The organism is Janthinobacterium sp. PLB04 (assembly GCF_021165895.1).
Taxonomy (GTDB): Bacteria; Pseudomonadota; Gammaproteobacteria; order Burkholderiales; family Burkholderiaceae_D; genus Janthinobacterium; species Janthinobacterium lividum.
Genome location: NZ_CP088968.1, coordinates 5839964 through 5862690, shown reverse-complemented (window position 1 = coordinate 5862690; position 22727 = coordinate 5839964). Strand labels below are relative to the sequence as shown.

21 protein-coding genes are annotated in these 22727 nt (G+C 62.8%); 16 read left to right on the top strand and 5 right to left on the bottom strand.

Annotated elements, in window-relative coordinates; all coding sequences use genetic code 11:
• The first annotated feature begins 20 nt into the window (after positions 1–20).
• From LSO07_RS25930 to LSO07_RS25910, 5 genes are all read left to right on the top strand, one after another.
• Positions 21–302 carry a hypothetical protein gene (locus LSO07_RS25930; RefSeq protein WP_092607777.1) on the top strand — a complete coding sequence of 94 codons (282 nt, stop codon included), beginning with the start codon at positions 21–23 and terminating at the stop codon, positions 300–302.
• On the top strand, positions 299–2002 hold the full coding sequence (locus tag LSO07_RS25925) for a PepSY-associated TM helix domain-containing protein (protein WP_191909764.1): 1704 nt from the start codon (positions 299–301) through the stop codon (positions 2000–2002). The genes LSO07_RS25930 and LSO07_RS25925 overlap by 4 nt, the downstream gene beginning before the upstream one ends.
• Positions 1999–2340 (top strand): DUF3325 domain-containing protein, encoded by a 342-nt coding sequence (locus LSO07_RS25920; protein WP_151097036.1) that lies wholly within the window; start codon positions 1999–2001, stop codon positions 2338–2340. The genes LSO07_RS25925 and LSO07_RS25920 overlap by 4 nt, the downstream gene beginning before the upstream one ends.
• A 91-nt stretch (positions 2341–2431) precedes the next feature.
• Entirely contained in the window at positions 2432–3619 is a 1188-nt protein-coding gene (locus tag LSO07_RS25915; protein WP_052139997.1) for an efflux RND transporter periplasmic adaptor subunit, read from the top strand.
• A gap of 5 nt (positions 3620–3624) precedes the next feature.
• Positions 3625–5619, top strand: a complete 1995-nt coding sequence (locus LSO07_RS25910; protein ID WP_151097034.1) for a MacB family efflux pump subunit — start codon at positions 3625–3627, stop codon at positions 5617–5619.
• A gap of 90 nt (positions 5620–5709) precedes the next feature.
• On the opposite strand, the gene LSO07_RS25905 is transcribed toward LSO07_RS25910, so the two are convergent.
• Positions 5710–6912, bottom strand: coding sequence for an MFS transporter (locus LSO07_RS25905; RefSeq protein WP_208672435.1), 1203 nt, complete (start codon positions 6910–6912; stop codon positions 5710–5712).
• 133 nt (positions 6913–7045) lie between these two features.
• Between LSO07_RS25905 and LSO07_RS25900 the strand changes: the two genes are divergently transcribed.
• The 8 genes from LSO07_RS25900 (at position 7046) to LSO07_RS25865 (ending at position 16814) form a co-directional block, all read left to right on the top strand.
• Positions 7046–7933, top strand: a complete 888-nt coding sequence (locus tag LSO07_RS25900; RefSeq protein ID WP_151097032.1) for a LysR family transcriptional regulator — start codon at positions 7046–7048, stop codon at positions 7931–7933.
• Between the two features lie 205 nt (positions 7934–8138).
• Positions 8139–9128 carry an ABC transporter substrate-binding protein gene (locus LSO07_RS25895; RefSeq protein WP_404811511.1) on the top strand — a complete coding sequence of 330 codons (990 nt, stop codon included), beginning with the start codon at positions 8139–8141 and terminating at the stop codon, positions 9126–9128.
• Positions 9129–9357: 229 nt separating this feature from the next.
• Positions 9358–10161, top strand: a complete 804-nt coding sequence (locus LSO07_RS25890) for a cytochrome C assembly family protein (protein WP_034780265.1) — start codon at positions 9358–9360, stop codon at positions 10159–10161.
• Entirely contained in the window at positions 10158–10418 is a 261-nt protein-coding gene (locus tag LSO07_RS25885; RefSeq protein WP_034780264.1) for a PP0621 family protein, read from the top strand. Before LSO07_RS25890 ends, LSO07_RS25885 begins: the two co-directional genes overlap by 4 nt.
• Before the next feature lie 111 nt (positions 10419–10529).
• A complete protein-coding gene (locus tag LSO07_RS25880; protein WP_151097030.1) occupies positions 10530–11600 on the top strand; it encodes a sigma 54-interacting transcriptional regulator in 1071 nt (356 codons plus the stop codon).
• Entirely contained in the window at positions 11578–12189 is a 612-nt protein-coding gene (gene ampD, locus LSO07_RS25875; protein WP_034780263.1) for a 1,6-anhydro-N-acetylmuramyl-L-alanine amidase AmpD, read from the top strand. The genes LSO07_RS25880 and ampD overlap by 23 nt, the downstream gene beginning before the upstream one ends.
• 391 nt (positions 12190–12580) lie before the next feature.
• Positions 12581–15544 carry a ribonucleoside-diphosphate reductase subunit alpha gene (locus LSO07_RS25870; protein ID WP_151097028.1) on the top strand — a complete coding sequence of 988 codons (2964 nt, stop codon included), beginning with the start codon at positions 12581–12583 and terminating at the stop codon, positions 15542–15544.
• A 118-nt stretch (positions 15545–15662) separates the two neighbouring features.
• Positions 15663–16814, top strand: coding sequence for a ribonucleotide-diphosphate reductase subunit beta (locus LSO07_RS25865; RefSeq protein ID WP_070281563.1), 1152 nt, complete (start codon positions 15663–15665; stop codon positions 16812–16814).
• 85 nt (positions 16815–16899) lie between these two features.
• Here the strand turns inward: LSO07_RS25865 and LSO07_RS25860 are convergent, their stop codons facing one another.
• Complete coding sequence (locus LSO07_RS25860; protein ID WP_151097025.1) at positions 16900–17676, bottom strand: SDR family oxidoreductase; 777 nt, start codon at positions 17674–17676, stop codon at positions 16900–16902.
• The gene (locus LSO07_RS25855) at positions 17673–18002 is read right to left on the bottom strand and encodes a nuclear transport factor 2 family protein (RefSeq protein WP_191909763.1); all 330 of its coding nucleotides are present in this window, start codon (positions 18000–18002) and stop codon (positions 17673–17675) included. The genes LSO07_RS25860 and LSO07_RS25855 overlap by 4 nt, the downstream gene beginning before the upstream one ends.
• A gap of 121 nt (positions 18003–18123) precedes the next feature.
• On the opposite strand from LSO07_RS25855, the gene LSO07_RS25850 reads away from it, so the two are divergent.
• Both LSO07_RS25850 and LSO07_RS25845 read left to right on the top strand, forming a co-directional pair.
• Complete coding sequence (locus tag LSO07_RS25850; RefSeq protein ID WP_151097021.1) at positions 18124–19044, top strand: LysR family transcriptional regulator; 921 nt, start codon at positions 18124–18126, stop codon at positions 19042–19044.
• Positions 19031–19432, top strand: coding sequence for a hypothetical protein (locus LSO07_RS25845; protein WP_151097019.1), 402 nt, complete (start codon positions 19031–19033; stop codon positions 19430–19432). The genes LSO07_RS25850 and LSO07_RS25845 overlap by 14 nt, the downstream gene beginning before the upstream one ends.
• A gap of 512 nt (positions 19433–19944) precedes the next feature.
• On the opposite strand, the gene LSO07_RS25840 is transcribed toward LSO07_RS25845, so the two are convergent.
• Complete coding sequence (locus LSO07_RS25840; protein WP_191909762.1) at positions 19945–20952, bottom strand: hypothetical protein; 1008 nt, start codon at positions 20950–20952, stop codon at positions 19945–19947.
• A 253-nt stretch (positions 20953–21205) separates the two neighbouring features.
• Here LSO07_RS25840 and LSO07_RS25835 point away from each other — a divergent pair, with 253 nt between their 5' ends.
• Complete coding sequence (locus tag LSO07_RS25835) at positions 21206–21739, top strand: YggT family protein (RefSeq protein WP_034780256.1); 534 nt, start codon at positions 21206–21208, stop codon at positions 21737–21739.
• A gap of 49 nt (positions 21740–21788) precedes the next feature.
• Here LSO07_RS25835 and LSO07_RS25830 read toward each other — a convergent pair whose 3' ends face one another.
• The gene (locus LSO07_RS25830; RefSeq protein ID WP_070281558.1) at positions 21789–22727 is read right to left on the bottom strand and encodes a carbohydrate kinase family protein; all 939 of its coding nucleotides are present in this window, start codon (positions 22725–22727) and stop codon (positions 21789–21791) included.

Here is a 22727-nt window from a genome sequence, read left to right as displayed (position 1 = left end):
GTGCCGCAGGGAGCGCCGCGATGATGAAATCGGCCAACATGATGTTGTTCTCGCGCGTGCTGGCCGCCATTTTTGGCGGCTATGCGCTTACGTCCGGCGTGGCAGTGCTGCTGTCGGCCGTGCTGCCGCTGTCGCGCGCCGAAGCCGTGCTGACGGCCACCCTGAGCGCCTTCGTTGTATATACCTGCGCCGTGATCTGGGTCTTTGCCGTGCAGGACCTGCGCCGCGTCTGGCTGGGCATGCTGCTGCCTGCCATCGCCTGCGGCGGCATCGGCATGCTGCTGTCGCGAGGTGCCGCATGAACGCCGTCAAGGTAGGCAAAGTGGTCAAGACGCCGCAGCAGGGCGGCTTGCGCCAGGCCATGGCCTGGCTGCATACGTGGAGCGGCCTGTGGATTTCCTGGCTCCTGTTCGCCATTTTCCTGACCGGCACCCTGGCCGTCTTCGACGACCCGATCGGCCACTGGATGACGCCCGAGCACGCACTGGAAGAGGCGGCGCATGCGAACGATCCGCCGCTGCCGAAGGTCACGGACCGAGGGCACCGCCTGGAGCTGGCGCTCGATTTCATGGCGAAGGAGCACCCGAAGGCGGACATGTGGGAAATCTGGCCCGTGCAGCGTCCCGGCCACGGCCTGTCCGCCTACTGGTTCCAGCCCAGCGGCGGATATGGCTCGGCAGACCTCGATCCGCTGACGGGCGCCGTCATCGAGCATGCGCGCGAGGCAACGGAACGGGAAACCATCGGCGGCCACCATTTCGTCGATTTCCACTACGAGCTGCACGCGGGACGCATCGGCGTGTGGATCGTCGCCATCACCACCATGATCATGCTGGTGGCGCTGGTGAGCGGCGTCATCACGCACAAGCGCATCTTCAAGGATTTCTTCACCTTCCGCCCGGCCAAGGGCCAGCGTTCGTGGCTCGACGCGCACAATGCGGTGGCCGTGCTGACCTTGCCGTTCCAGTTCATGATCGCCTACACGGGCCTGGCATTCTTCAGCGATGACTATGTGCCGGCCCCCGTGGTGGCGCAATACGGCATGGACAATCCCAAGAAGGCCTTCCTGGCCGACTGGAACGATGCGGGCAAGCCTGTGAAGACAGGCCAGCCGCTGGCCATTCCCGCGCTGGAATCGTTCGCGCTGCGCGCCGAACAGGCCATCGGCCAGGAAATCCGCGCCGTGGTGCTGGACAATCCGAATGACGCCTCCATGCGCGTCTGCATGTACGGCTGGAATGAAGACGCGGAACTGCTCACGCGCCTCAGCGCCAATTCGGGCCGGGCCTGCTACGCGCTGGCCACGGGCGAGCAGGTCGCCGTGCGCCGGCCGGGCGAGTCGGACACGGGCGGCGCGGGCCTGACGCGCTCCGTCATGTCGAACCTGCACATGGTGGGCTTTGGCGGCACGCCGATGCGCTGGCTGTACTTCTTCTGCGGCCTGGCCGGCACGGCCATGATGGGCACGGGCGCCATCCTGTTCATGGTCAAGCGCCGCCAGAAGTCCGGCGGCGAGTTCGGCGCCTACACGCAACGCGTGTACCGCGTCATCGAATGCCTGAACGTGGCGGCGATTGCCGGCCTGGCCATCGCCTGCGTGGGCTTCCTGTGGGCGAACCGTTTGATCCCCGTCGGCATCGAGCAGCGCGCCGGCTGGGAAGTGCGCGCCTTCTTCGGCGTGTGGTTCCTGATGCTGGTGCACGCCTGCCTGCGCGGGGAAAAGCGCGCGTGGATCGAGCAACTGGGCTTGCTGGCCTCCCTGTGCCTGCTGCTGCCGGTGCTCAATGTCTTGAGCACGGGCGACAACCTGGCGGCGCAGATCGCGCGCGGCGACTGGGAAAGCGCCGGCGTGGAACTGGGCAGCATGGCCTTCGGCCTGCTGGCCGCCAGGGGCGCGTGGAAAGTCCACAAGCGCAAGGAAAAACCGGTCAAGAAGGCTGCACCGAAGGAAAGCGCTGCGCCCTCGGCCAGCCTGCAAGTCAATACGGAAGGACAGTCATGATCAATACCATCCTCTGTGCGCTGGGCCTGTCGTATGCGGGCATGGCCAGCCTCTCCCTGGCGATGGACCGCCATCACGGCCAGGTCTGGGGCAGGGACGCGGCGCCGAACGTGCGGCGCGCGCTGCAACTGGCCGGTGCCGTCCTGCTGGCGCTGGCCATCTGGCCTTGCGTGGCTGGCTGGAGCGCCACCGTCGGCGTGGTCGCCTGGCTGGGCTTCATCGGCGTGGGAGCCTTGCTGGTGGCCCTTCTGCTGCCGTACGCCCCCCGCTTGCTGTTTCGTAGTTCCCTGCTGGCAGCCGTCGCCGCGCTGGCAGGTCTTGTGACGTTTCTGCAGTAATTTTGACTGCCATTTTCAAGGATAGACCGATGCACTTTTCACGCCTGGCGACACCGATTGATGTTTTGAATGTACTGAAAGTGGTTTCCTGATGGCGGCCCGCCTGCCTTCCCGCCGCGCCCGCATCCTCGGCGGCGTGGTCTTGCTGGCGCTGTTTGGCGCCGGCGCACTGTGGGCCACGCGCGGCCCGGCCACCGTATTCGACACGGCGCCCGTCAAGCGCGGCAATATCGAGGCCAGCGTCACGGCCATCGGCACGCTGCAGCCGCAAACCTATGTCGACGTGGGCGCGCAGGTGTCGGGCCAGATCACGCGCCTGCACGTGCAGCCCGGCAGCGCCGTGGAAAAAGGCCAGCTGCTGGCCGAGATCGACCCCAGCGTGCAGCAAGCCACGGTCGATGCGGGCCGCGCCGCGCTGGCCGGATTGCGTGCGCAGCTGGCCGACCAGCAGGCGCAGCACCGCCTGGCGGGTCAGCAGCACGTGCGCCAGAAGCAGATGGCCAAGTTCGACTCCACCCCCTTGGCCGACCTGGAAACGGCCGAAGCCACCCTGGCCTCGGCCGGCGCCAAGATCGACCACCTGAAGGCGCAGATCGACCAGACCCAGGCCAGCCTGAAGGCGGACGAGGCGCGCCTCGGCTATACGCGCATCTATGCGCCGATGGCCGGCAAGGTGGTGGGCCTGGACGCGAAGGAAGGGCAAACCCTGAACGCCACGTACCAGACGCCGAATATCCTGCGCATCGCCGATCTGTCGGCCATGACGGTGTGGACGGAAGTGTCGGAAGCGGACGTGCGCCGCGTGCGCCCGGACATGCCCGTGTACTTCACCACCCTGGGCGGCGACCAGCGGCGCTGGAGCGGCAAGGTGCGGCAAGTGCTGCCGGCCCCGCCGGTGCCAGGCGGTTCTGCCGCCGGCACGGCCCTGGCGCCGTCGACCAGCAAGGTGATTTTATATACCGTGCTGTTCGACGTGGATAACGCCGATGGCGAATTGATGCCGCAGATGACGGCGCAAGTGGTATTCGTCACGGCCGCGGCGAACAATGTGCTGGCCGTGCCCTTGCCGGCCCTGAAACCCTCGACGCAAGAAGGCGCCAAGCCGGGGCAGTTTACGGCCCGCGTGATGGATGCGGACGGCAAGGTCGATACGCGCACCGTCACCGTGGGCGTGCGCAACCGCCTCAGCGCGGAAGTGCTGCAAGGCTTGCGCGAAGGCGAATTGCTGGTCACGGGCGAGCAGCCGGCCGGCAGCGGCAGCAGCAGGTTCCAGCTGTGAGCGCCATGAGCGAGGCCGCGTCGCTCGGGCAACCCGGGCAGCCGGAGCAAGCGGCGCCGTTGATTGAACTGCAAGGCATCCGCAAGCGCTATGGCGGCCATGACGGCGCGCCGGCCGTGGAAGTGCTGCGCGGCCTGACCTTGTCGATAGGCGCCGGCGAATTCGTCGCCATTGTGGGCGCGTCCGGTTCCGGCAAGTCGACCCTGATGCATTTGCTTGGCTGTCTTGACCGGCCCAGCGACGGCACCTACCGTTTCGCCGGCCAGGACGTGGCCAGCCTGAATCCCGATGAACTGGCGTGGCTGCGGCGCGAAGCGTTCGGCTTCGTCTTCCAGGGCTATCACCTGATCGCCACCGAATCGGCGCGGGAAAACGTGGAAGTGCCGGCCCTGTACGCGGGCATGCCGGCCGCGGCCCGCCATGCGCGCTCGGAAGCGCTGCTCAAGCGCCTGGGCCTGGGCGAGCGGCTCGATCACCGGCCAAACCAGTTGTCGGGCGGGCAGCAGCAGCGCGTGTCGATCGCGCGCGCCCTGATGAATGGCGGGCGCATCATCCTCGCCGATGAACCGACGGGGGCGCTCGACAGCAGCAGCGGCGCCGAAGTCATGGCCCTGCTGGGCGAACTGGCCGACGCGGGCCACACCATCATCCTCATTACGCATGACCGCAAGGTGGCGGCACAGGCGCGCCGCGTGATCGAGATCAGCGATGGCAAAATCATCGAAGACTCGGGCGCCGTCGCCATTCCCGCCACGTCGACGGCCCTGCCGCCGCTGGACATGTCGCGCGCCGCCCACGACACGGGCGCGTCGCTGGGAACGGAATTGCTCGACGCGGCGCGCGCCGCCTGGCGCGTGTTGTGGATCAACCGCTTCCGCACGGGCTTGACCCTGCTGGGCATCGTCATCGGCGTCGCTTCCGTGATCGTCATGCTGGCCATCGGTCTGGGCACGCGCCAGCAAGTGATGGCGCAGCTGGGCGCATTCGGCTCGAACCTGCTGTACATGGCGTCGCGCGGCGAAAGCTCGCGCATCCCCGGACGCAGCATCACCCTGGCCGACCTCGATGCGCTGAAGGAAGTGCCGGGCATCACCCACGTGCTGCCGAATGTCACGGGCAACAAGGTGATACGCCACGGTAACCTCGACGTGCAGACCTATGTGCGCGGCACGGGGCCGGCCCTGCCGCAGATCCAGACCTGGCCGGTGGCCAAGGGCGGCTTCTTTGCCGAGGAAGACGAGCGCGAGATGGCCACCGTGGCCGTGCTGGGCGCCCACCTGGCGGAAAAGCTGATGCCCGACGTGGCCAACCCCGTGGGGCAGAGCATCCTGATCGGCAACGTGCCTTTCCAGGTGATCGGCGTGATGAGCGCGAAGGGGGCGCTGACGGGCGAGAAGGATGAAGACGACGTGCTGCTGCTGCCGTTTTCCACGGCCGGCATCCGCGTCTTCGGCCAGCGCGAGCCGACGTACACGGTGATGGCGGTGGCCGACGTCAAGCGCGTGACGGAGGTGGAGGCGGCGGTCGACGCCACCATGTTCGAGCGCCACCGCATCCGCGACTACGGCATCAGCAACGCGGCCGCGTCGATCGCCGCCGAAGCGAAGACGCAGGACAACATGACCATGATGCTCAGCCTGATCGCCGCCGTCTCCCTGGTGGTGGGCGGCATCGGCGTCATGAACGTGATGCTGATGACGGTGCGCGAGCGCACGCGCGAAATCGGCATCCGCATGGCGACGGGCGCGCGCCGGCGCGACATCCTGCGCCAGTTCCTCACCGAAGCCGTGCTGGTGTCGGTGGTGGGCGGCGTGGCCGGCATCGTGGTTGGCGTGACGGTCGCCGGCCTGCTGCTGATATGGGACGTGCCGGTGATCTTTTCGCTGAGCGCCATCGCCGGCGCGTTTGCCTGCGCCGTGGTGACGGGGCTGGTGTTTGGCTTCATGCCGGCGCGCAAGGCGTCGGGACTCGACCCCGTGGTGGCGCTGGCTGGCCAGTAAGGTCGGCTGTTGTAAAAACGCCGGCGCAGTGCCTGCCATCGCGGCCAGGGATTGCGCCTGCGTCAAGGGCGAGTTGCGCGGCCACACGTATCAACCCCCGCTGCAACTCCTGCTTGCCAGCGCCTTGTTCATGGCGAAGACCGTACCCAGCAACGAGACGACGAGACATCCGAGAACGGTCCAGGCGAACGATGCCACGTCTGACTGAGCAAGCAAGATTCCACCGACAACGCCGCCGCTGGCCACCGCGGTGTTCCAGACGGTCGTGTACATGGATTGCGCCATATCAACCGAATCGCCGGCAAAGCGGGACAATGCCGTTTGAGTGATCGTGGCAAAGCCGCCGACAGCGAGGCCCCATATCGCTACAGAGGGGTATACCACCTGCGAAAGGTCGCCCCAAAGGCCCAGCAGTACGGAGGCAACGGCGAAGACCATGATGCTTGCCACGGAAAGAAATTGCAGCCGACGATCGACCATGGCACCGATGAACCAGAGGCCGATGATTGAACCCAGTCCGAACACGAACAGAATGTTTTCCACGTTCGCTGACAGCCCCGAAGGCGCGAGCAACGGCTCGATATAGATGTAGAGAATGTTGTGGGCAACAACGAAGGTGAAGACAACGAATAGCACGGCGCGAATACCGGTCTTGAAAAATATACTGGACAGAGTTTGGCGCTGCCCCCTGGGCTGGCCAGGAAAGTCGGGGACGATGGCAATGATCCACGCCATGAGCAAGAGTGCCAGGACACTCATCAGGCCAAAGGCGCCTTGCCAGCCGATGGCGCGCCCAAGCAGCGCTCCGAGCGGTACACCGAGCACCAAAGCGATGGTCGCGCCGGCGCCGGATATCGCAATCGCCCGTCCGCTGAGATGAGACGGCGACATGCGCACCGCATATCCAGCCAGGAGCGTCCAGACGATTCCGCCGAAGACTCCGGCGAAAAAGCGCGCCACCAGCGAGATGCCATAGCTATCGGAAAGCGCGGTGACGAGATTGACAAGCGCAAAGCCAAAGATCGCCGTCAATAGCAGCGGACGCCGCCGCATGCCTTGCGTTAGCGTGGTGACCGGAATAGCGGCGACCAGCGCACCGACTGCGTAGGCTGTAATGAACTGGCCTGCCAGGCTTTCAGAGACGCTCAAGCCTTGCGCAATGGAAGAAAGCAATCCGGCCGGCATGATCTCGGTCAGCAGCGTGACAAAGGCTGCCATTGCCAAGGCAAGCAGTCCACCCAAGGGCAATCGCTCGGCGCTCTTGTGTAGAGCAGGTGCTGTTGTCTGATTCATAAACTAAGTTCCTCAAATTGGAGTCGTTCTGGTGTGAAGTATCAGTACGTATGCTGCCTGCTTACTAACAAAAGAAAAATGGGCTACAGTGAACAATATATGTGACATAACTGTCATTAATTGACGGGTTTAAATGGAAAATCTTGGTTCTCTGGATCTCTTCGTACGCGCGGGGGAGTCCCGCAGCTTCACTGCTGTCGGGCAGCAGTTGGGCATCTCTGCATCAGCCGTCAGCAAGGCCATCGCGCGGCTGGAAGAACGCCTGGGGGTGCGCCTGTTCCACCGCTCTACGCGCACCATCAGCCTGACATCGGAAGGCGCGTTGTTCCTGGAGCGCTGCCGCCGTATTCTTTGCGAGGTGGAGTTGGCCGAAGCCGAACTCTTGCAAACGCAAAGCGCCCCTCATGGCAAGCTGCGCATCAGTCTGCCATCGGTCGGCACCTTGTTCATGCCCAGGCTGGCGGCCTTCCAACGGTGCTATCCCGCTGTCGCGCTGGACATCGACTGCTCGGATCGCCTGGTGGAAGTGATCGAGGAAGGCTTCGATGCCGTGATCCGTACCGGAGAACCCAGCGATTCCCGGTTGATGGCACGCACGCTCGGCGCTTATCGAAGAGTCATCGTCGGCGCTCCCAGCTATTTCCAGCGGGCCGGTTTTCCGCAGCAACCTGAAGACTTGGCCAACCACGCCTGCCTGCTGTACCGCTATCCCACGACGGGCAAAATGGACGCATGGCCGTTGAGTAGGAACAGTCAGCCCCTCTGCATGGATCTGCCGGGCAGCATGGTCACGAATTCGCTGGACCCACAGATATGCTTTGCCGAACAAGGTCTCGGCATTGCCTGTGTGCCTGACATCGCTGTGCGTCGTCAGCTGGACGAAGGCCGACTCGTCACTGTGTTGGACGAATACAACCAGGACTGCACCACATTGCGCATACTGTGGCCCTCCAGCAAACATCTCTCGCCGAAGCTCAGGGTGTTCGTGGACTTCATCGTGCAGAACTTGTTTCCGCTTTGACAGTGGGCATATGTTGCACTCGCTTGTGTCATTGATCAACCTGCAGTGCCTGGCTGTGGCGTAGTCCAGCGAATTTCGCTGCTGGAGCCATCGTGAAATAAAAAAGATTGCTCCTGGCTTAACACACGGTACTATCTCCCCATAACAAAAAAGCAGTGTTTCGCGTGCCCTTGCGGGCACATACCAACCACCACAGGAGAACCCGATGCAGAAAAAATCAACCTTGAAGAGCGGTATTGCCGCCGCCCTCATGCTGGCCTTCGGCATGGGCGCTGTCCAGGCACAGGCGCAGGAAGTCGTGCGCCTGGGTAACTTGAAATTCGCCCATTACGGAGCCGTGTCGTACATCAAGGAAATCGCGCCCAAGTGCGGCATCAAGGTCGAAGAGCATATCTTCGCCAAGGGCCTCGACGTGATGCAGGCGATTATCGCGGGCGAACTGGACGTGGGGGCGACGGCGTCCGAAGCGGCCATTTCCGGCCGCGCCGGCGGCGCGCCCATCTACGTGGTGGCCGGTTTTGCCAAGGGCGGCGCGCGCCTGGTGGGCGGGGCGGGGCAAAAGATTGCCAGCGTCAAGGAACTCAAGGGCAAGCGCGTGGGCGTGACGCGCGGCGGCATCCAGGAAGTGCTGCTGCTGGCCGAGCTGTCGCAAGCTGGCCTGACGTATTCCGAAACCAAGGGCAAGGATGTGCAACTGGTATTCCTGGCCTACGCCGACTTGAACCAGGCGCTGATGGGCAAGAATATCGACGCCATGATGCAGTCCGAGCCGCAATCGTCGCAGGCCATCAACAAGGGTTTCGGCACCGAAGTCATCAAACCGTACGACACGCCGATCGGCGAACCCGTGCGGACCATGGTGATGACGGAAAAGTTCTACAAGGAGCGCCGTCCCGTGGCGGAAAAATTCATGCGCTGCTTCGTCGAAGCCACCAAGACCTTTATCGACAACAAGGCGACGGCAGAAAAGTATGTGCGCGAAGTGGTGTTCCGGGGCCAGATCACGAAAGATGACTTCGACGACGCGATCAGCAATTCGCCGTATTCGTATGACATCTCGCCCGAGCATATCCAGATCACCACGGACGTGATGGTGAAAACGGGCGTGGGCCGCATGACGAAACCACCCGTGGCCAAGGACTGGGTCAAGACCGACTTGCTGGAGCAGGCGAAAAAGAGCCTGAACGTGAAGTAAACCGGATATTGGCAATGCCCGATGGCCCGCTTAAGCGGGCCATCATTTTTTTGCGGCATACTAATATATAGAGGTAGCGTGAAAGATTGCCGAAATCTTGAGGGTGCGCCACCCCGTCATGCCTCAGGCGCGATATCATGGCAGGCTTGCGGCATTGGATGGCGGCGTCGTGCCTGTCACCGGGCTGTCGCCTGAATCGCGCTTGTCGGCTATGGTGTAAACTTAAACTATGCAGATCTATTTCTTTTTCATCGCCGCCCTGTTGTACGCGGCGTGCGCGGTGCTTCCCTCGTCCCGTGCCCGGCTCATTGCCGGCCTGACCGGCGTTGCCTGGCTGGCGCACGCCGCCACCTTGTGGTTCGACCTGATGGCGCCGGGCACCTTGCGCTTCGGTTTTTCCGCCATGCTGTCGGCCGCGCTGTGGGTCTCGGTGGGCGCCTACTGGATAGAGAACCGCAATTTCAGCCTGGACGGACTGCGCCGCATGGTCATGCCCAGCGCCGTCCTCGCCATCGGCCTGGCCTGGGCCTTTCCTGGCAGCCAGGTCAACATGGAAGGCAAGTCGGCCGTCTTCGGCTGGCATATTGCCGTGGCCGTGCTTGCCTACAGCACCTTGACGATTGCCGCCTTCCACGCCGTGCTGATGGCGCTGCAGGAATCGCGTTTGCATACGCGCAGCGAAAGCCGCGGCTTCATCGGCACGGCGCTGGACCAGTTGCCAGCCCTGCTGACGATGGAAAAACTGCTGTTCCGCATGATCGGCCTGGGCTTCATCCTGCTGAGCCTGACCGTGCTGTCGGGTATCGTGTTTTCCGAACAACTATTTGGCAAGGCCCTGAACTGGGATCACAAATCCGTGTTTACCATGCTGTCGTGGCTGTTGTTTGCCGCGCTGCTGGCAGGCCGCCGCTTTCGCGGCTGGCGCGGCAAAACGGCCCTGAGTTTTACCCTGGCCGGTTTCGCCACCTTGCTGCTGGCCTATGTCGGCAGCCGTTTTGTACTGGAAGTGGTTTTACACCGAGGATTCGCATGACACGTGTTTTATTCTGGCTGGCGCTGGTATTCCTGGTGCTGTTTGCTATCCGCAGCAAGATCCGGAGCATGCAGCAACGGGCCCGCGCGCAGCAGCAACAGCAGCCGAATCCGTTTGCGCCGCCGGGCCGGCCGCAGGAATTGCCTGATGCCGAACTGATGCTGTGCTGCGCCCATTGCGGCGTGTACTACCCGGCCTCCGAAAACGTGCAGGCCAAGGGCCACGATTACTGCAGCCACGCGCACGCCACCTTGTAAGGGCGTGCCGGCGCGCGTTGCTCATCCGTATCGTAACGGCCTCCGGCATCCGTCCGGCGTAGCATCTGCAGCAGGCGGTTCGTCGCCGCCATTGCAGAAAGGCGCGCTCCCATGTCCCGTCCCAGCCCCAGTCCGCAGACCGTCACCGCCGCCGGCATGCCGCCGGCGCCGCAACTGAGCGGCAACTCGCTGCCCATGCAGGCGCTGCGCGCGCAGATCGGCCGCATCGCCCGCTGTGGCGCGCCGGTGGCCATCCGCGGCGAATCGGGCACGGGCAAGGAACTGGCGGCGCGCGCCATCCATGCGCAGGGCGCGCGCGCCAGCTTCCCGTTTATCGCCGTCAACTGTGGCGCCATTCCCGAAGCGCTGATGGAAGCGGAATTCTTCGGCTGCCGCCCGGGCGCCTATACGGGCGCGCTGCACGAACGCCAGGGCTTGTTCCAGGCAGCCCACGGCGGCAGCCTGCTGCTCGACGAAGTCGACGACCTGCCGCTGGCCATGCAGGTGAAACTGTTGCGCGTGCTGCAGGAGCGCCGCGTGCGCAAGCTGGGCGGCAGTACTGACGAGGCCGTCGACGTGCGCATCCTGTGCGCCAGCCAGCATGGCCTGGGGCGCGGCGTGGCGGCCGGCACGTTTCGCCAGGACCTGTTTTACCGCCTGAATGTGATCGAGCTGGCACTGCCGCCGCTGCGCGAACGGCGCGGCGATCTGCAGGTATTATGTGAGGTGATCCTCGCGCGCCTGTCGCCGCGCCGGGCCGTGAGCCTGGCGCCGCCCGTGCTGGCGGCCCTGGCCGCGTATGCGTTTCCCGGCAATGTGCGCGAACTGGAAAACGTGCTGGAGCGGGCGCTGGCCTTTGCCGACGGCGGCGTGATCGCGCTCGAGGGGCTGGCCTTGCCGCCGGCGGTGGGCAGCATGCCGTCGCGGGCGCCGCCGGCCTTGCCGGAGCGGCAACTGTGCCTGCCCGGCATGGCGGCGTATGGCGTGCCCCCCGTCTTGCCGCTGGACATGTATTTGCGCCAGGCCGAGCGCGACATGATCATGCTGGCGCTGGTGCAGGCGCGCTACCACCGCGCGCGGGCGGCGCGCCAACTGGGCCTGAGCGTGCGCCAGTTGCGTTACCGCATGCAGAAATTGACGATACAGGAAGCCCTATTTGATGAGCGCATGGACGATAGATGAAGACGGCTGGTGCGATGGCGCGCTGCGCTATGACTCCCAATACTACGATGCGCGACCGGACGGCGCGCAAGTCGATTTGCTGGTGATCCATAACATCAGCTTGCCGGGCGGCCACTTTGGCGGACCGCATGTGTCGGACTTGTTTACGGGCCGGGTAGATTATAATGCCGATCCTTCTTTCGCCGACCTGCGTGGCTTGCAAGTCTCGGCGCACTTTTTTGTGCGGCGCGATGGTGCGTTGCTGCAATATGTTTCTGCTGATAAACGTGCCTGGCATGCCGGCGCGTCCACCTTCGAGGGACGTCCGCAGTGCAATGGCTATTCCATCGGTATCGAAATGGAAGGCGCGGACGATGTGCCCTTTCAGCGGCGGCAATACCATGTCCTGGCGGCGCTGACGGTGGCGCTGGCGGCGCGCTACGGGCTGTCCCAGGTGCGCGGCCACGAGCATATCGCGCCGGGAAGGAAGACGGATCCGGGACCGTTTTTTGACTGGCATTTTTACCAAGTATGCTGGCTGGAAACCTTGCGCGGGCAGCCTGCGTTAGCGCTTACTTCGCGGGGATTGGGCTTTCCATCCATGCCCTGAAAAGTCAACCGAAATCGTATAAGAAAAGACAAAAAATTACGCTGGCGGATGCCGGAAAACTATTGCATCACCCTTCGATGGGTACTACAATTAGTGCAGAAGTTGGATGTAAAGACTATATCTAGTGCCATCACAGACGTTTTCAGAATTATTGTCAAAGCTATCCGGATTGCTGATAAAGCACTGGAACTGGCGGTTTATCACCCTTGATCGTGTTTCGCGCCAGCCGGGCAGTGCGGTGTGGCGAGATGGATACTGACCTGTTTTATGCACTATGAATTTACTATTTAGCAACAAATACCTGAAGAAACCCTGACCATCGGGCGTTCTATTCAACAACACACGCGGCAGCAAAACTGCAGGCTGACTTTAGCTGACAACGGGAGCTTCAATGCAATCACCACAAGATATTTCCATCCATCCAACGCCAGTATCGCCAGCGCCAGGCGCGGCCAACAGTGTGGCGAGCACGGGCGCGGCATTGGGCGACTATCGCATCATCCGCCGCAACGGCGCGGTGGTGGCATTTGAGCCTTCGAAGATCGCCATCGCCATGACTAAGGCGTTTTTGGCCGTTAACGGCGGCCAGGGCGCAGCCTCGGCACGCATCCGCGAACTGGTGGAACAACTGACCGACGGCGTCGTCGCCGCGCTGGTGCGCCGCCATCCGGGCGGCGGCACCTTCCATATCGAAGACGTGCAAGACCAGGTGGAACTGTCGCTGATGCGTTCGGGCGAACACGACGTGGCGCGTGCCTACGTGCTGTACCGCGCCAAGCACATGGAAGAGCGCCGCCTGCAGAAGGAAGCGCAAGGCGCCTCCGCGCAAGTCACCGCGCCCCAGCTGAACGTCACCGACAACGGCGTGCGCCGCCTGCTGGACATGCAGGAAGTGCGCGACCTGATCAACGCCGCCTGCGCCGGCCTGGAAAAGCACGTCGATGCCGACGCCATCCTGGCTGAAACAGTGAAAAACCTGTACGACGGCGTGCCCGTCGAAGAGCTGCACAAGTCGGCCATTCTGGCGGCGCGCGCGCTGATGGAAAAAGACCCGGCCTACAGCCAGGTCACGGCCCGCATCCTGCTGCACACGGTGCGCAAGGAAGTGTTCGGCAAGGAAGTGCCGCAAGCGGCCGCTGCCGCCGAATACCTGACGTATTTCCCGCAATACATCGCCAAGGGCATCGCCGCCGAGCTGCTGAACCCGGTACTCGCCAGCTTCGACCTGGAACGCCTGGCCAAAGCCATCGTGGCCGACCGCGACTTGCAATTCGGCTACATCGGCCTGCAAACCCTGTATGACCGCTACTTCCTGCACATCCAGGACGTGCGCATCGAAATGCCGCAAGCGTTCTACATGCGCGTGGCCATGGGCCTGGCGCTGAACGAGGCGGACCGCGAAGCGCGCGCCATCGAGTTCTACAGCCTGCTGTCCTCGTTCGACTTCATGAGCTCGACGCCGACCCTGTTCAACTCGGGCACCCTGCGCTCGCAGCTGTCGTCGTGCTACCTGAGCACCGTCTCGGATGACCTGGAAGGCATCTACGACGCCATCAAGGACAACGCGCTGCTGGCCAAGTTTGCCGGCGGCCTGGGTAACGACTGGACGCCAGTGCGCGCCCTGGGCGCCCACATCAAGGGCACCAACGGCAAGTCGCAAGGCGTGGTGCCGTTCCTGAAGGTGGTGAATGACACGGCCGTGGCAGTCAACCAGGGCGGCAAGCGCAAGGGCGCCGTCTGCGCCTACCTGGAAACCTGGCACATGGATATCGAGGAATTCCTCGACCTGCGCAAGAACACGGGCGACGACCGCCGCCGCACGCACGACATGAACACGGCGAACTGGATTCCCGACATGTTCATGAAGCGCGTCATGGAAAAAGGCGAATGGACCCTGTTCTCGCCGTCGGACACGCCAGACTTGCACGACAAGGTCGGCAAGGCTTTTGAACAGGCTTACCTGGGCTATGAAGCCAAGGCCGCCGCCGGCGAAATCCGTGTCTTCAAGAAAATCCAGGCGCTGGACCTGTGGCGCAAGATGCTGTCGATGCTGTTTGAAACGGGCCACCCATGGATCACGTTCAAGGACCCTTGCAACATCCGCAGCCCGCAGTCGCACGTCGGCGTCGTCCACAGCTCGAACCTGTGCACGGAAATCACCCTGAACACCAGCAGCGATGAAATCGCCGTCTGCAACCTCGGTTCCGTGAACATGCCGGCGCACATGAAGGAAGGCAAGCTCGATCACGTCAAGCTGGCCAAGACCGTGCGTACCGCCATGCGCATGCTCGACAACGTCATCGACATCAATTACTACGCCGTCGACAAGGCGCGCAATTCGAACATGCGCCACCGTCCGGTCGGCATGGGCGTGATGGGCTTCCAGGACTGCCTGCACATGATGCGCATCCCGTTCGCCTCGGACGCCGCCGTGTCGTTTGCCGACACCTCGATGGAAGCCGTCTGCTACTACGCCTACCTGGCGTCGACGGAACTGGCCGAAGAGCGCGGCCGCTATGAATCGTATGCCGGTTCGCTGTGGGACCGTGGCATCCTGCCGCAAGACTCGGTCAAACTGCTGGCCGAAGAGCGCGGCGGTTACCTGGAAGTCGATTCCTCGTCGGCCATGGACTGGACCCCGGTGCGCGAACGCATCGCCAAGTTCGGCATGCGCAACTCGAATTGCGTGGCGATCGCCCCGACGGCGACGATTTCGAACATCATCGGCGTCTCGGCCTGTATCGAGCCGACGTTCCAGAACCTGTACGTGAAATCGAACCTGTCGGGCGAATTCACCGAAATCAACGGCTACCTGGTGCGCGACCTGAAGGCGCGCGACCTGTGGGATGAAGTCATGATCTCCGACCTGAAGTACTTCGACGGCTCGCTGGTGAAGATCGACCGCATCCCGCAAGACCTGCGCGATATCTATGCCACCGCCTTTGAAGTGTCGCCAAGCTGGCTGGTGGAAGCGGCTTCGCGTCGCCAGAAGTGGATCGACCAGGCCCAGTCGCTGAACATCTACATGGCTGGCGCATCGGGCAAGAAACTGGACGAAACCTACAAGCTGGCATGGCTGCGTGGCCTGAAGACCACCTACTACCTGCGTACCATCGCCGCTACCCACATGGAGAAATCGACCTCCAAGACGGGCGCCCTGAACGCCGTGGCAGTCGATGGCGGCATGTCGGCCAGCGCCCAAAGTGCACAAACCAGCGCCCAGGCAGCCGTTGTGGCGGCAGCAGCAGTGGCCGTGGCGCCGGTAGTGGCAGCGGCAGCGGACGACGCCGATGGCGAAGCCTGCTACCTGCGTCCGGGTGACGATGGCTTCGAGGAATGCGAAGCCTGCCAGTAAGATTTTAGTTGTCAGCCCGGCACGGCCGGGCTGATTCAATGTTGTCAATGTCCGCATTGTCCGATACAACGGGCCTGTTGCGGATCGCCGGCTCGCCGGCATGGAAAGGAAGAAGAATATGTCGTTGTCTTGGGATGATGAAACCACGTCGGCAGCTGTGCCGCGTCCGGCGCAGCAAGCGCCACTGGGAAATACCGAATTGAACCTGCCGGCAGGTGCCGAGCCGTCCGAAGCGAACGCCGAGCAAGTGGCGCGCCGCGTGAATGCCGACGACAAGCGCATCATCAACGGCAAGACGGACGTCAACCAGCTGGTGCCGTTCAAGTACAAATGGGCGTGGGACAAATACCTGGCCGGCTGCGCCAACCACTGGATGCCGCAGGAAGTCAACATGCAGCGCGATATCGAGCTGTGGAAGAACCCGAATGGCCTGACGGACGACGAGCGCCGCCTGGTCAAGCGCAACCTGGGCTTCTTCGTGACGGCCGACTCGCTGGCCGCCAACAACATCGTGCTGGGCACCTACCGCCACATCACGGCGCCGGAATGCCGCCAGTACCTGCTGCGCCAGGCGTTCGAGGAAGCGATCCACACGCATGCCTACCAGTACATCGTCGAATCGCTGGGTCTGGACGAAGGCGAGATCTTCAACGCCTACAACGAAGTCAAGTCGATCCGCGACAAGGATGAATTCCTGATCCCGTTCATCAACACCCTGACCGATCCGGCGTTCACGACCGGCACGGTGGAAAACGACCAGAAGCTGCTGAAGTCCCTGATCGTCTTTGCCTGCCTGATGGAAGGCCTGTTCTTCTACGTCGGCTTCACGCAGATCCTGGCGCTGGGCCGCCAGAACAAGATGATGGGCGCTGCCGAGCAGTACCAGTACATCCTGCGCGATGAATCGATGCATTGCAACTTTGGCATCGACCTGATCAACACGATCAAGATGGAAAACCCGCAGCTGTGGACAGCCGCCTTCCGCGAAGAGATCAAGGACCTGTTCATGAAGGCCGTGGAACTGGAATACGCGTACGCGGAAGACACCATGCCGCGCGGCGTGCTGGGTCTGAATGCGCCGATGTTCAAGGGCTATCTGCGCTTCATCGCCAACCGCCGCGCGCAGCAGATCGGCATCGAGCCGCTGTTCGCCCAGGAGGAAAATCCATTCCCATGGATGAGCGAGATGATCGACATGAAGAAGGAACGCAACTTCTTCGAGACGCGCGTGACGGAATACCAGACCGGCGGCGCGCTGAACTGGGAATAAGCCAGCCGATAGCGTTACCAGTCATGTCACAAAGGCCTCGCGGATGCGGGGCCTTTTGCCATGTGGAGCGCTTGTTGCAGCGGGCTTAGACGGTCGGGATGGTGCCGCCGTCGATCACATACTCGGCGCCGTGGATCGACGCGGCGCGGTCCGAGGCCAGAAAGGCAACCAGTTCGGCCACTTCTTCCGGCTTGCCCGGGCGGCCGATGGGAATGCCGCCCAGCGTCTGCATCAGCTTCTGGCGGGCCGCATCTTCGGTGATGCCGGCGTGGCCGGCCCAGCGCCGTATCATCGCGTGGGCCGCCGTGGTTTCGATGAAGCCCGGCGAGACGGTATTGATGCGGATGCCCTGCGGGCCGAATTCCTTCGACAACCCCTTGCTGTAGTTGCTCAGCGCAGCCTTGGCGGCCGCATACGCCAGCGTCGACTCGTACAGCGGCAGGCTGCGCTGGATCGACGAGATGTGGATGATCACCCCGTATTGGCGTGCCACCATCGCCGGCAGCAGGGCGCGGTCGAGGCGCACGGCGGCAAGCAGGTTGCCATCGAGCGCGTCTTGCCAGGCATCGTCGTCCAGGGCCAGTGCGCCGCCGCCCGCGGCCGTCGAACCGCCCACGTTATTGATCAGGATATCGACCCCGCCCAGGCTGGCCAGCGCTTCCCGGATCAGCGTGTCGGTTCCCGCGCGGGTACGCAGGTCGGCCGCGATGAAATGCACGCCGGCCGGCAAGCTGCCGCTGGCGGCGCGCGCCGTGGTCGCCACGCGCGCGCCGCGCTCGAGCATCAGTTTCAGCGTCGCCTCGCCCATGCCCTTGGTGCCGCCCGTGATCAGCACGCGCTTGTCCTTGAAATCGGTATTCATGCGCTGATCTCCAGGGTCTGGATGCGGTTGCTGGCGAGCGTGAAGGCAAAGCGCAGCTCCAGCGGACTGCCGGGGAAACTGCCACTGACGCTGCTGGTGACCACGCAGCGTGCGCCCCGGGTGTCGGCCGAGGTGGGGCTGACGGTGGCGCCGTACTGCTTGCTGCCAGCTTCCTTCCAGGCCTTGATGGCGGCATGGCCCGCGTGCGCATGGCCGTCGTCATGCACGACGCCATCGGCTGCGAAGCACTGCGCCACGGCGTTGCTATCGTGATGGTTTTCAGCGGTAAAGTAGTCGCCGACGATTGCCGGCATGAGGAGAGACATGGTGCTTCCTTTTGGGGGGAGGTAGGGAGCGACCATCATATGGCGTTCAATTGCAGAGAAATAGTACAGCAGCGGCGATAGGCTTTAAACTTCAGGTTCATTATTGGCTGCGTGAGCGCGCATGAAAAATAACTCTCTCGATGGTATCCGTACCTTTCTCGCGGTCGCCGAGCGCAAAAGTTTCAGCGCCGCGGCACTGCAGCTTGGCGTGACGGTGACGGCCGTCAGCAAGGCGGTCAAGGTGATGGAGCGCCAGCATGGCGTGCTGCTCTTCAAGCGCAATACGCGCAATGTCGCCTTCACCGAAGCCGGTGCGGGCCTGTACGCCAGCCTGGCCGGCGCTACCCGGCAGATCGATGACGCCTTCGCGGCGCTGACCATGTTTCGCGACCGGCCTGCCGGCCATCTGCGGCTGACGGTGCCGCGCGCGCTGAGCGCGCTGGTCATGCGCGCATTGATACCGCGTTTTCGCAGCAGCTATCCTGACGTGACCATCGACCTGTCGCTCGACGATGGCGCGGTCGATCTGCTGGCGCACGGTTACGACGCCGGCATCCGCCTGGGACAGTCCGTGGAGCAGGAGATGGTGGCGGTGCGCCTGACGGGGGACTTGCGCTGGTCCGTGGTTGGCGCGCCCGGCTACTTCGAGCGGAAAGGGCAGCCGCTGATCCCGGAAGACCTGGTGCGCCACGACACGCTGGCCTACCGCTTCCACACTTCCGGCGCCTTGCACCGCTGGCGCTTCGTGCGCGATGGCGAGGAATTTCTGGTGGAAACCGGCGCGCCCCTGGTCGTCAACGACACCACGCTGATCGCCGATTTCGCCCGCTCGGGTCTGGGCCTGGCGTATATGCCGGATGTGGAAATCGAAGGTGACCTGGCAAGCGGCAGCTTGCTGCGGGTGCTTGAAAACTACGTGCCGCCGACGAGTGGATTGTTCCTGTATTTTCCTGCCCGTACCCAGAGCCAGCCCAAACTACGCGCTTTCATCGATACTGCGCTGGCCCTCTCCCGGCTCGCGTCGTCCAATGACGCGCGCTAGCCTGGCCTGTTTTTATCCAGCCCGCCGCCATCGTTCTGAAGACAGGCTGCGGCATCGCATGCCGCTTTTTGTTAGCCGCTTTTTCGTGGCGCGCAGCGGCGCGGCGGCGCATGTGCATCGCATGCGGCGGCACAGAAAAGTGCGGCCATTTTTTCGCCGCATCGCGCGCGCCGCGACGCATTTTTTTGATGGCGCCAATGCGCGCGAGACAGCTAGTAAATATCGTTTCCGGACACGCTGGCGGCGGCATTTGGCGCGCGATTGTGCGATAGCACGCGTAACGTGCAAAAAAGCGGGCGAAAACGTGTCGTGCCGGTTGCGCATTGACAAGGTTTTCGTGTACTTTATGAGATTGCAAATGCGAGCGTTAGAATGCGGGGTTTTTTAACCAGCGCGGTAGCGAAAAAACCTCGCAAAACAGGGATACAGATTTACACGGATATGCACAAAACCACACCGTTTTCGTCTGCCGCCGTGCCCGAATTTTTTCAGGCATGGCGGTTTTTTATTTGACGCATCGGTGTTGTAGCGAGCGCGATGCGAGGAGCGAAAAAACGCACGGCATCGAAAACGAATGACCGAATTCAGACTTTGCCACCAGCTGCGAGATAAAGCAGGGTGGCACCGACGATGGCTGAAGTGCTGCAAACGTGAGGAGTTGCAGCAGTTCAGCTGGTGCCGAATTCATTAGCGCAAACGACCGTTTGCGCCGATGAATAATTCGCCTGGCCTATCCCTGTGGTGGGTCGGACGGGTTTAAATCTTGTAGCTTAAATTTCTCATCTCAGATGAAGGAGAGACAAATGGCAACAGCCGCTAAGAAATCAGAAGTAAAGAAACCAGCCGCCAAGGCTGCTCCTGCCGCGAAGAAGCCGGCAGCCGCAGCAAAGACGGTTGCCGCTAAACCAGCTGCCAAAGCCGCAGCGAAACCAGCCGCAAAACCAGCCGCCAAAGCCGCAGCCAAGCCTGCAGCAAAAGTGGCTGCCAAGGCAGTAGCGAAAGCCGCAGCGAAACCAGCGGCCAAGGCAGCAGCAAAACCGGCAGCGAAACCTGCAGCCAAGGCAGCAGCCAAGCCTGTAGCGAAAAAAGCCGCAGCCAAACCGGCCGCCAAGCCAGCAGCAAAAGCCGCTGCAAAACCAGCGGCCAAGGCAGCAGCCAAGCCAGCAGTGAAAAAAGCTGCAGCGAAGCCAGCAGCCAAGGCAGCAGCGAAACCGGCCGCCAAGGCAGCAGCCAAGCCAGCAGCGAAAAAAGTCGTCGCCAAGGCAGCCGCCAAGCCAGCAGCAAAAGCTGCAGCCAAGCCAGCAGTGAAAAAAGCCGCAGCGAAACCTGCAGCCAAGGCAGCAGCGAAACCGGCCGCCAAAGCGGCAGCCAAGCCAGCAGCGAAAAAAGTCGTCGCCAAGGCAGCAGCGAAGCCGGCCGCCAAAGCAGCAGCCAAGCCAGCAGCCAAGCCAGCAGCAAAAGCTGCAGCGAAGCCAGCGGCAAAAGCGGTAGCCAAGCCAGCGGCAAAAGCAGCAGCCAAACCGGCAGCGAAGCCAGCAGCGAAAGCTGCAGCCAAGCCAGCGGCAAAGGTAGCAGCGAAGCCGGCAGCAAAAGCTGCAGCCAAGCCAGCGGCCAAGGTAGCAGCGAAGCCGGCAGCGAAAGTTGCCGCCAAGCCAGCAGCGAAAGTCGCAGCCAAGCCGGCAGCCAAAGCAGCAGCGAAACCTGCGGCCAAGGTTGCAGCAAAACCTGCAGCGAAGCCAGCGGCCAAGGTAGCAGCGAAGCCAGCAGCAAAAGTTGCAGCCAAGCCAGCCGCCAAGGTAGCCGCGAAGCCGGCAGCGAAAGCAGCAGCGAAACCTGCCGCCAAGCCAGCCGCAGCGCCAGTCGTGGCAGCCGCACCGGCAGCAGCGCCGGCAGCAGCCCCAGCGGCACCAGCCGCCGTGGCAGCCAAGCCAGCCGCCAAGAAGGCGGCGCCTAAAAAGGCCGCACCGAAGAAGGCAGCTCCTGTCGCCAAGCCATCGGCACCTATCGCACCTGTAGCAAAAACCGTGTTGGCTCCGGCTGCAGCCTGGCCATTCCCAACCAGCACCCGCCCATCGTAATTCCAACGATACGGGTGCCTGGATGAGGCAACACGCCGCTGTGTGACTCAATCACACAGCGGTTTTTTTTTGGAGAATTAGTCGTGCTGATCGTTATCCTTACATTGATCGTTGATACCATCGCCACCTTGCTGGGCGGCGTGTTGCTGCTGCGCTTCTGGATGCAGGCGGTGCGCGTGCGGCCGCCTTCGTCGGTGGCGCAATTCACGTTTCAATTGTCCGACTGGCTGGTGCGCCCCCTGCGCCGCGTGGTGCCGGGCGTGGGCGGGTATGACTGGGCCAGCCTGATCGGCGCCTTCCTGATCGTGCTGCTGGCCAGCTCGGTGCTGTTTATTTCCGGCTATCCTGTCGAAGTGGTGCTGCTCAAGTCGCTGCAACGCTTCCTGCAATGGATACTCTACGGTTTCATGGCCTTGCTGATCATCGAAGCCATCTTCAGCTGGGTCAACCCGCATGCGCCGCTGGCGCCGTTTGTACGGGCCTTGAATGAGCCCCTGCTGCGTCCGATACGCAAGGTCGTGCCGCTGGTCGGCAGCCTGGATCTGTCGCTGCTGGTGGCTTTGATCCTGCTGCAGATCGCGCAGGTGCTGGTGGGGATGATTATTGTGGTGAGGTAATGCGAGAAGGTCGGCCTGGCGCTTGGGCGCAAGCCGACCGGACTACATATTAATAGCGGTAGCCGAACGCCGCTTCGAACTGCTCGGCGATGCTCTCGGGCGTAAACACATGGTTTTGCGCGCCCTGGGTGGCGATCTTGATGGCGCCCAGCAGGCTGGCCAGACGGCCGCTGGTTTCCCAGCCCAGGTCGTTGGTGATACCGAACAGCAAGCCGGCACGGTAGGCGTCGCCGCAGCCGGTCGGGTCCAGCACTTCTTTGGCGGTCACGACAGGAATGTCGATGCGCTTGCCGTCCGTATAGATTTCCGACCCTTTTTCGCCACGCGTGACGATCAGCGCTTCCAGGCGGCTGGCGATGTCCGGCAGGGTCAATCCCGTGCGTTCCATCAACATTTCCATCTCATAATCGTTGGCCGATACATACGTGGCTTTGTTGATGAAGTCGATCAACTGTTCGCCATTGAAGCGTGGCAACTGTTGACCCGGGTCGAACATGAAGGGGATGCCCAGCCCGGCCAGGTCGGCGGCGTGCTTGAGCATGCCCTGGTCGCCGTCCGGCGAAATGATGGCCACCTTGGCCGGGCCCGCATTGGCGATCGGGTTTTCATGCGCAAACGACATGGCGCCCGGGTGGAAGGCATTGATCTGGTTATTGTCCGCATCGGCCGTGACGAAGCACTGCGCGTTGTAGCTGTCGGCCTTGATGAGGATGTTGGCGGTGGAAATGCCCAGCTTTTGCAGGCGTTCCAGGTAGGCGGCGCTATCTTGCCCCATGACGCCGACGATGCGCGGGTCGCCGCCCAGCATTTTCAGGCTGTAGGCGATGTTGCCCGAGCAGCCGCCGAACTCCGTGCGCATGGTGGGCACGAGGAAGGAGACATTCACCTTGTGCAATTGGTCGGCCAGCAGGGATTCGCCGAAGCGGCCGGGGAATTGCATGATGGTGTCGGTGGCAAGCGAGCCGCAGATCAGCGATGTTTTGGTCAT

Excerpts from the sequence above, each read along its gene's own strand:
- LSO07_RS25930 (WP_092607777.1), top strand. The coding sequence starts at position 21 with ATGATGAAATCGGCCAACATGATGTTGTTCTCGCGCGTGCTGGCCGCC.
- LSO07_RS25925 (WP_191909764.1), top strand. The coding sequence starts at position 299 with ATGAACGCCGTCAAGGTAGGCAAAGTGGTCAAGACGCCGCAGCAGGGC.
- LSO07_RS25920 (WP_151097036.1), top strand. The coding sequence starts at position 1,999 with ATGATCAATACCATCCTCTGTGCGCTGGGCCTGTCGTATGCGGGCATG.
- LSO07_RS25915 (WP_052139997.1), top strand. The coding sequence starts at position 2,432 with ATGGCGGCCCGCCTGCCTTCCCGCCGCGCCCGCATCCTCGGCGGCGTG.
- LSO07_RS25910 (WP_151097034.1), top strand. The coding sequence starts at position 3,625 with ATGAGCGAGGCCGCGTCGCTCGGGCAACCCGGGCAGCCGGAGCAAGCG.
- LSO07_RS25905 (WP_208672435.1), bottom strand. The coding sequence starts at position 6,912 with ATGAATCAGACAACAGCACCTGCTCTACACAAGAGCGCCGAGCGATTG.
- LSO07_RS25900 (WP_151097032.1), top strand. The coding sequence starts at position 7,046 with ATGGAAAATCTTGGTTCTCTGGATCTCTTCGTACGCGCGGGGGAGTCC.
- LSO07_RS25895 (WP_404811511.1), top strand. The coding sequence starts at position 8,139 with ATGCAGAAAAAATCAACCTTGAAGAGCGGTATTGCCGCCGCCCTCATG.
- LSO07_RS25890 (WP_034780265.1), top strand. The coding sequence starts at position 9,358 with ATGCAGATCTATTTCTTTTTCATCGCCGCCCTGTTGTACGCGGCGTGC.
- LSO07_RS25885 (WP_034780264.1), top strand. The coding sequence starts at position 10,158 with ATGACACGTGTTTTATTCTGGCTGGCGCTGGTATTCCTGGTGCTGTTT.
- LSO07_RS25880 (WP_151097030.1), top strand. The coding sequence starts at position 10,530 with ATGTCCCGTCCCAGCCCCAGTCCGCAGACCGTCACCGCCGCCGGCATG.
- ampD (WP_034780263.1), top strand. The coding sequence starts at position 11,578 with ATGAGCGCATGGACGATAGATGAAGACGGCTGGTGCGATGGCGCGCTG.
- LSO07_RS25870 (WP_151097028.1), top strand. The coding sequence starts at position 12,581 with ATGCAATCACCACAAGATATTTCCATCCATCCAACGCCAGTATCGCCA.
- LSO07_RS25865 (WP_070281563.1), top strand. The coding sequence starts at position 15,663 with ATGTCGTTGTCTTGGGATGATGAAACCACGTCGGCAGCTGTGCCGCGT.
- LSO07_RS25860 (WP_151097025.1), bottom strand. The coding sequence starts at position 17,676 with ATGAATACCGATTTCAAGGACAAGCGCGTGCTGATCACGGGCGGCACC.
- LSO07_RS25855 (WP_191909763.1), bottom strand. The coding sequence starts at position 18,002 with ATGTCTCTCCTCATGCCGGCAATCGTCGGCGACTACTTTACCGCTGAA.
- LSO07_RS25850 (WP_151097021.1), top strand. The coding sequence starts at position 18,124 with ATGAAAAATAACTCTCTCGATGGTATCCGTACCTTTCTCGCGGTCGCC.
- LSO07_RS25845 (WP_151097019.1), top strand. The coding sequence starts at position 19,031 with ATGACGCGCGCTAGCCTGGCCTGTTTTTATCCAGCCCGCCGCCATCGT.
- LSO07_RS25830 (WP_070281558.1), bottom strand. The coding sequence starts at position 22,727 with ATGACCAAAACATCGCTGATCTGCGGCTCGCTTGCCACCGACACCATC.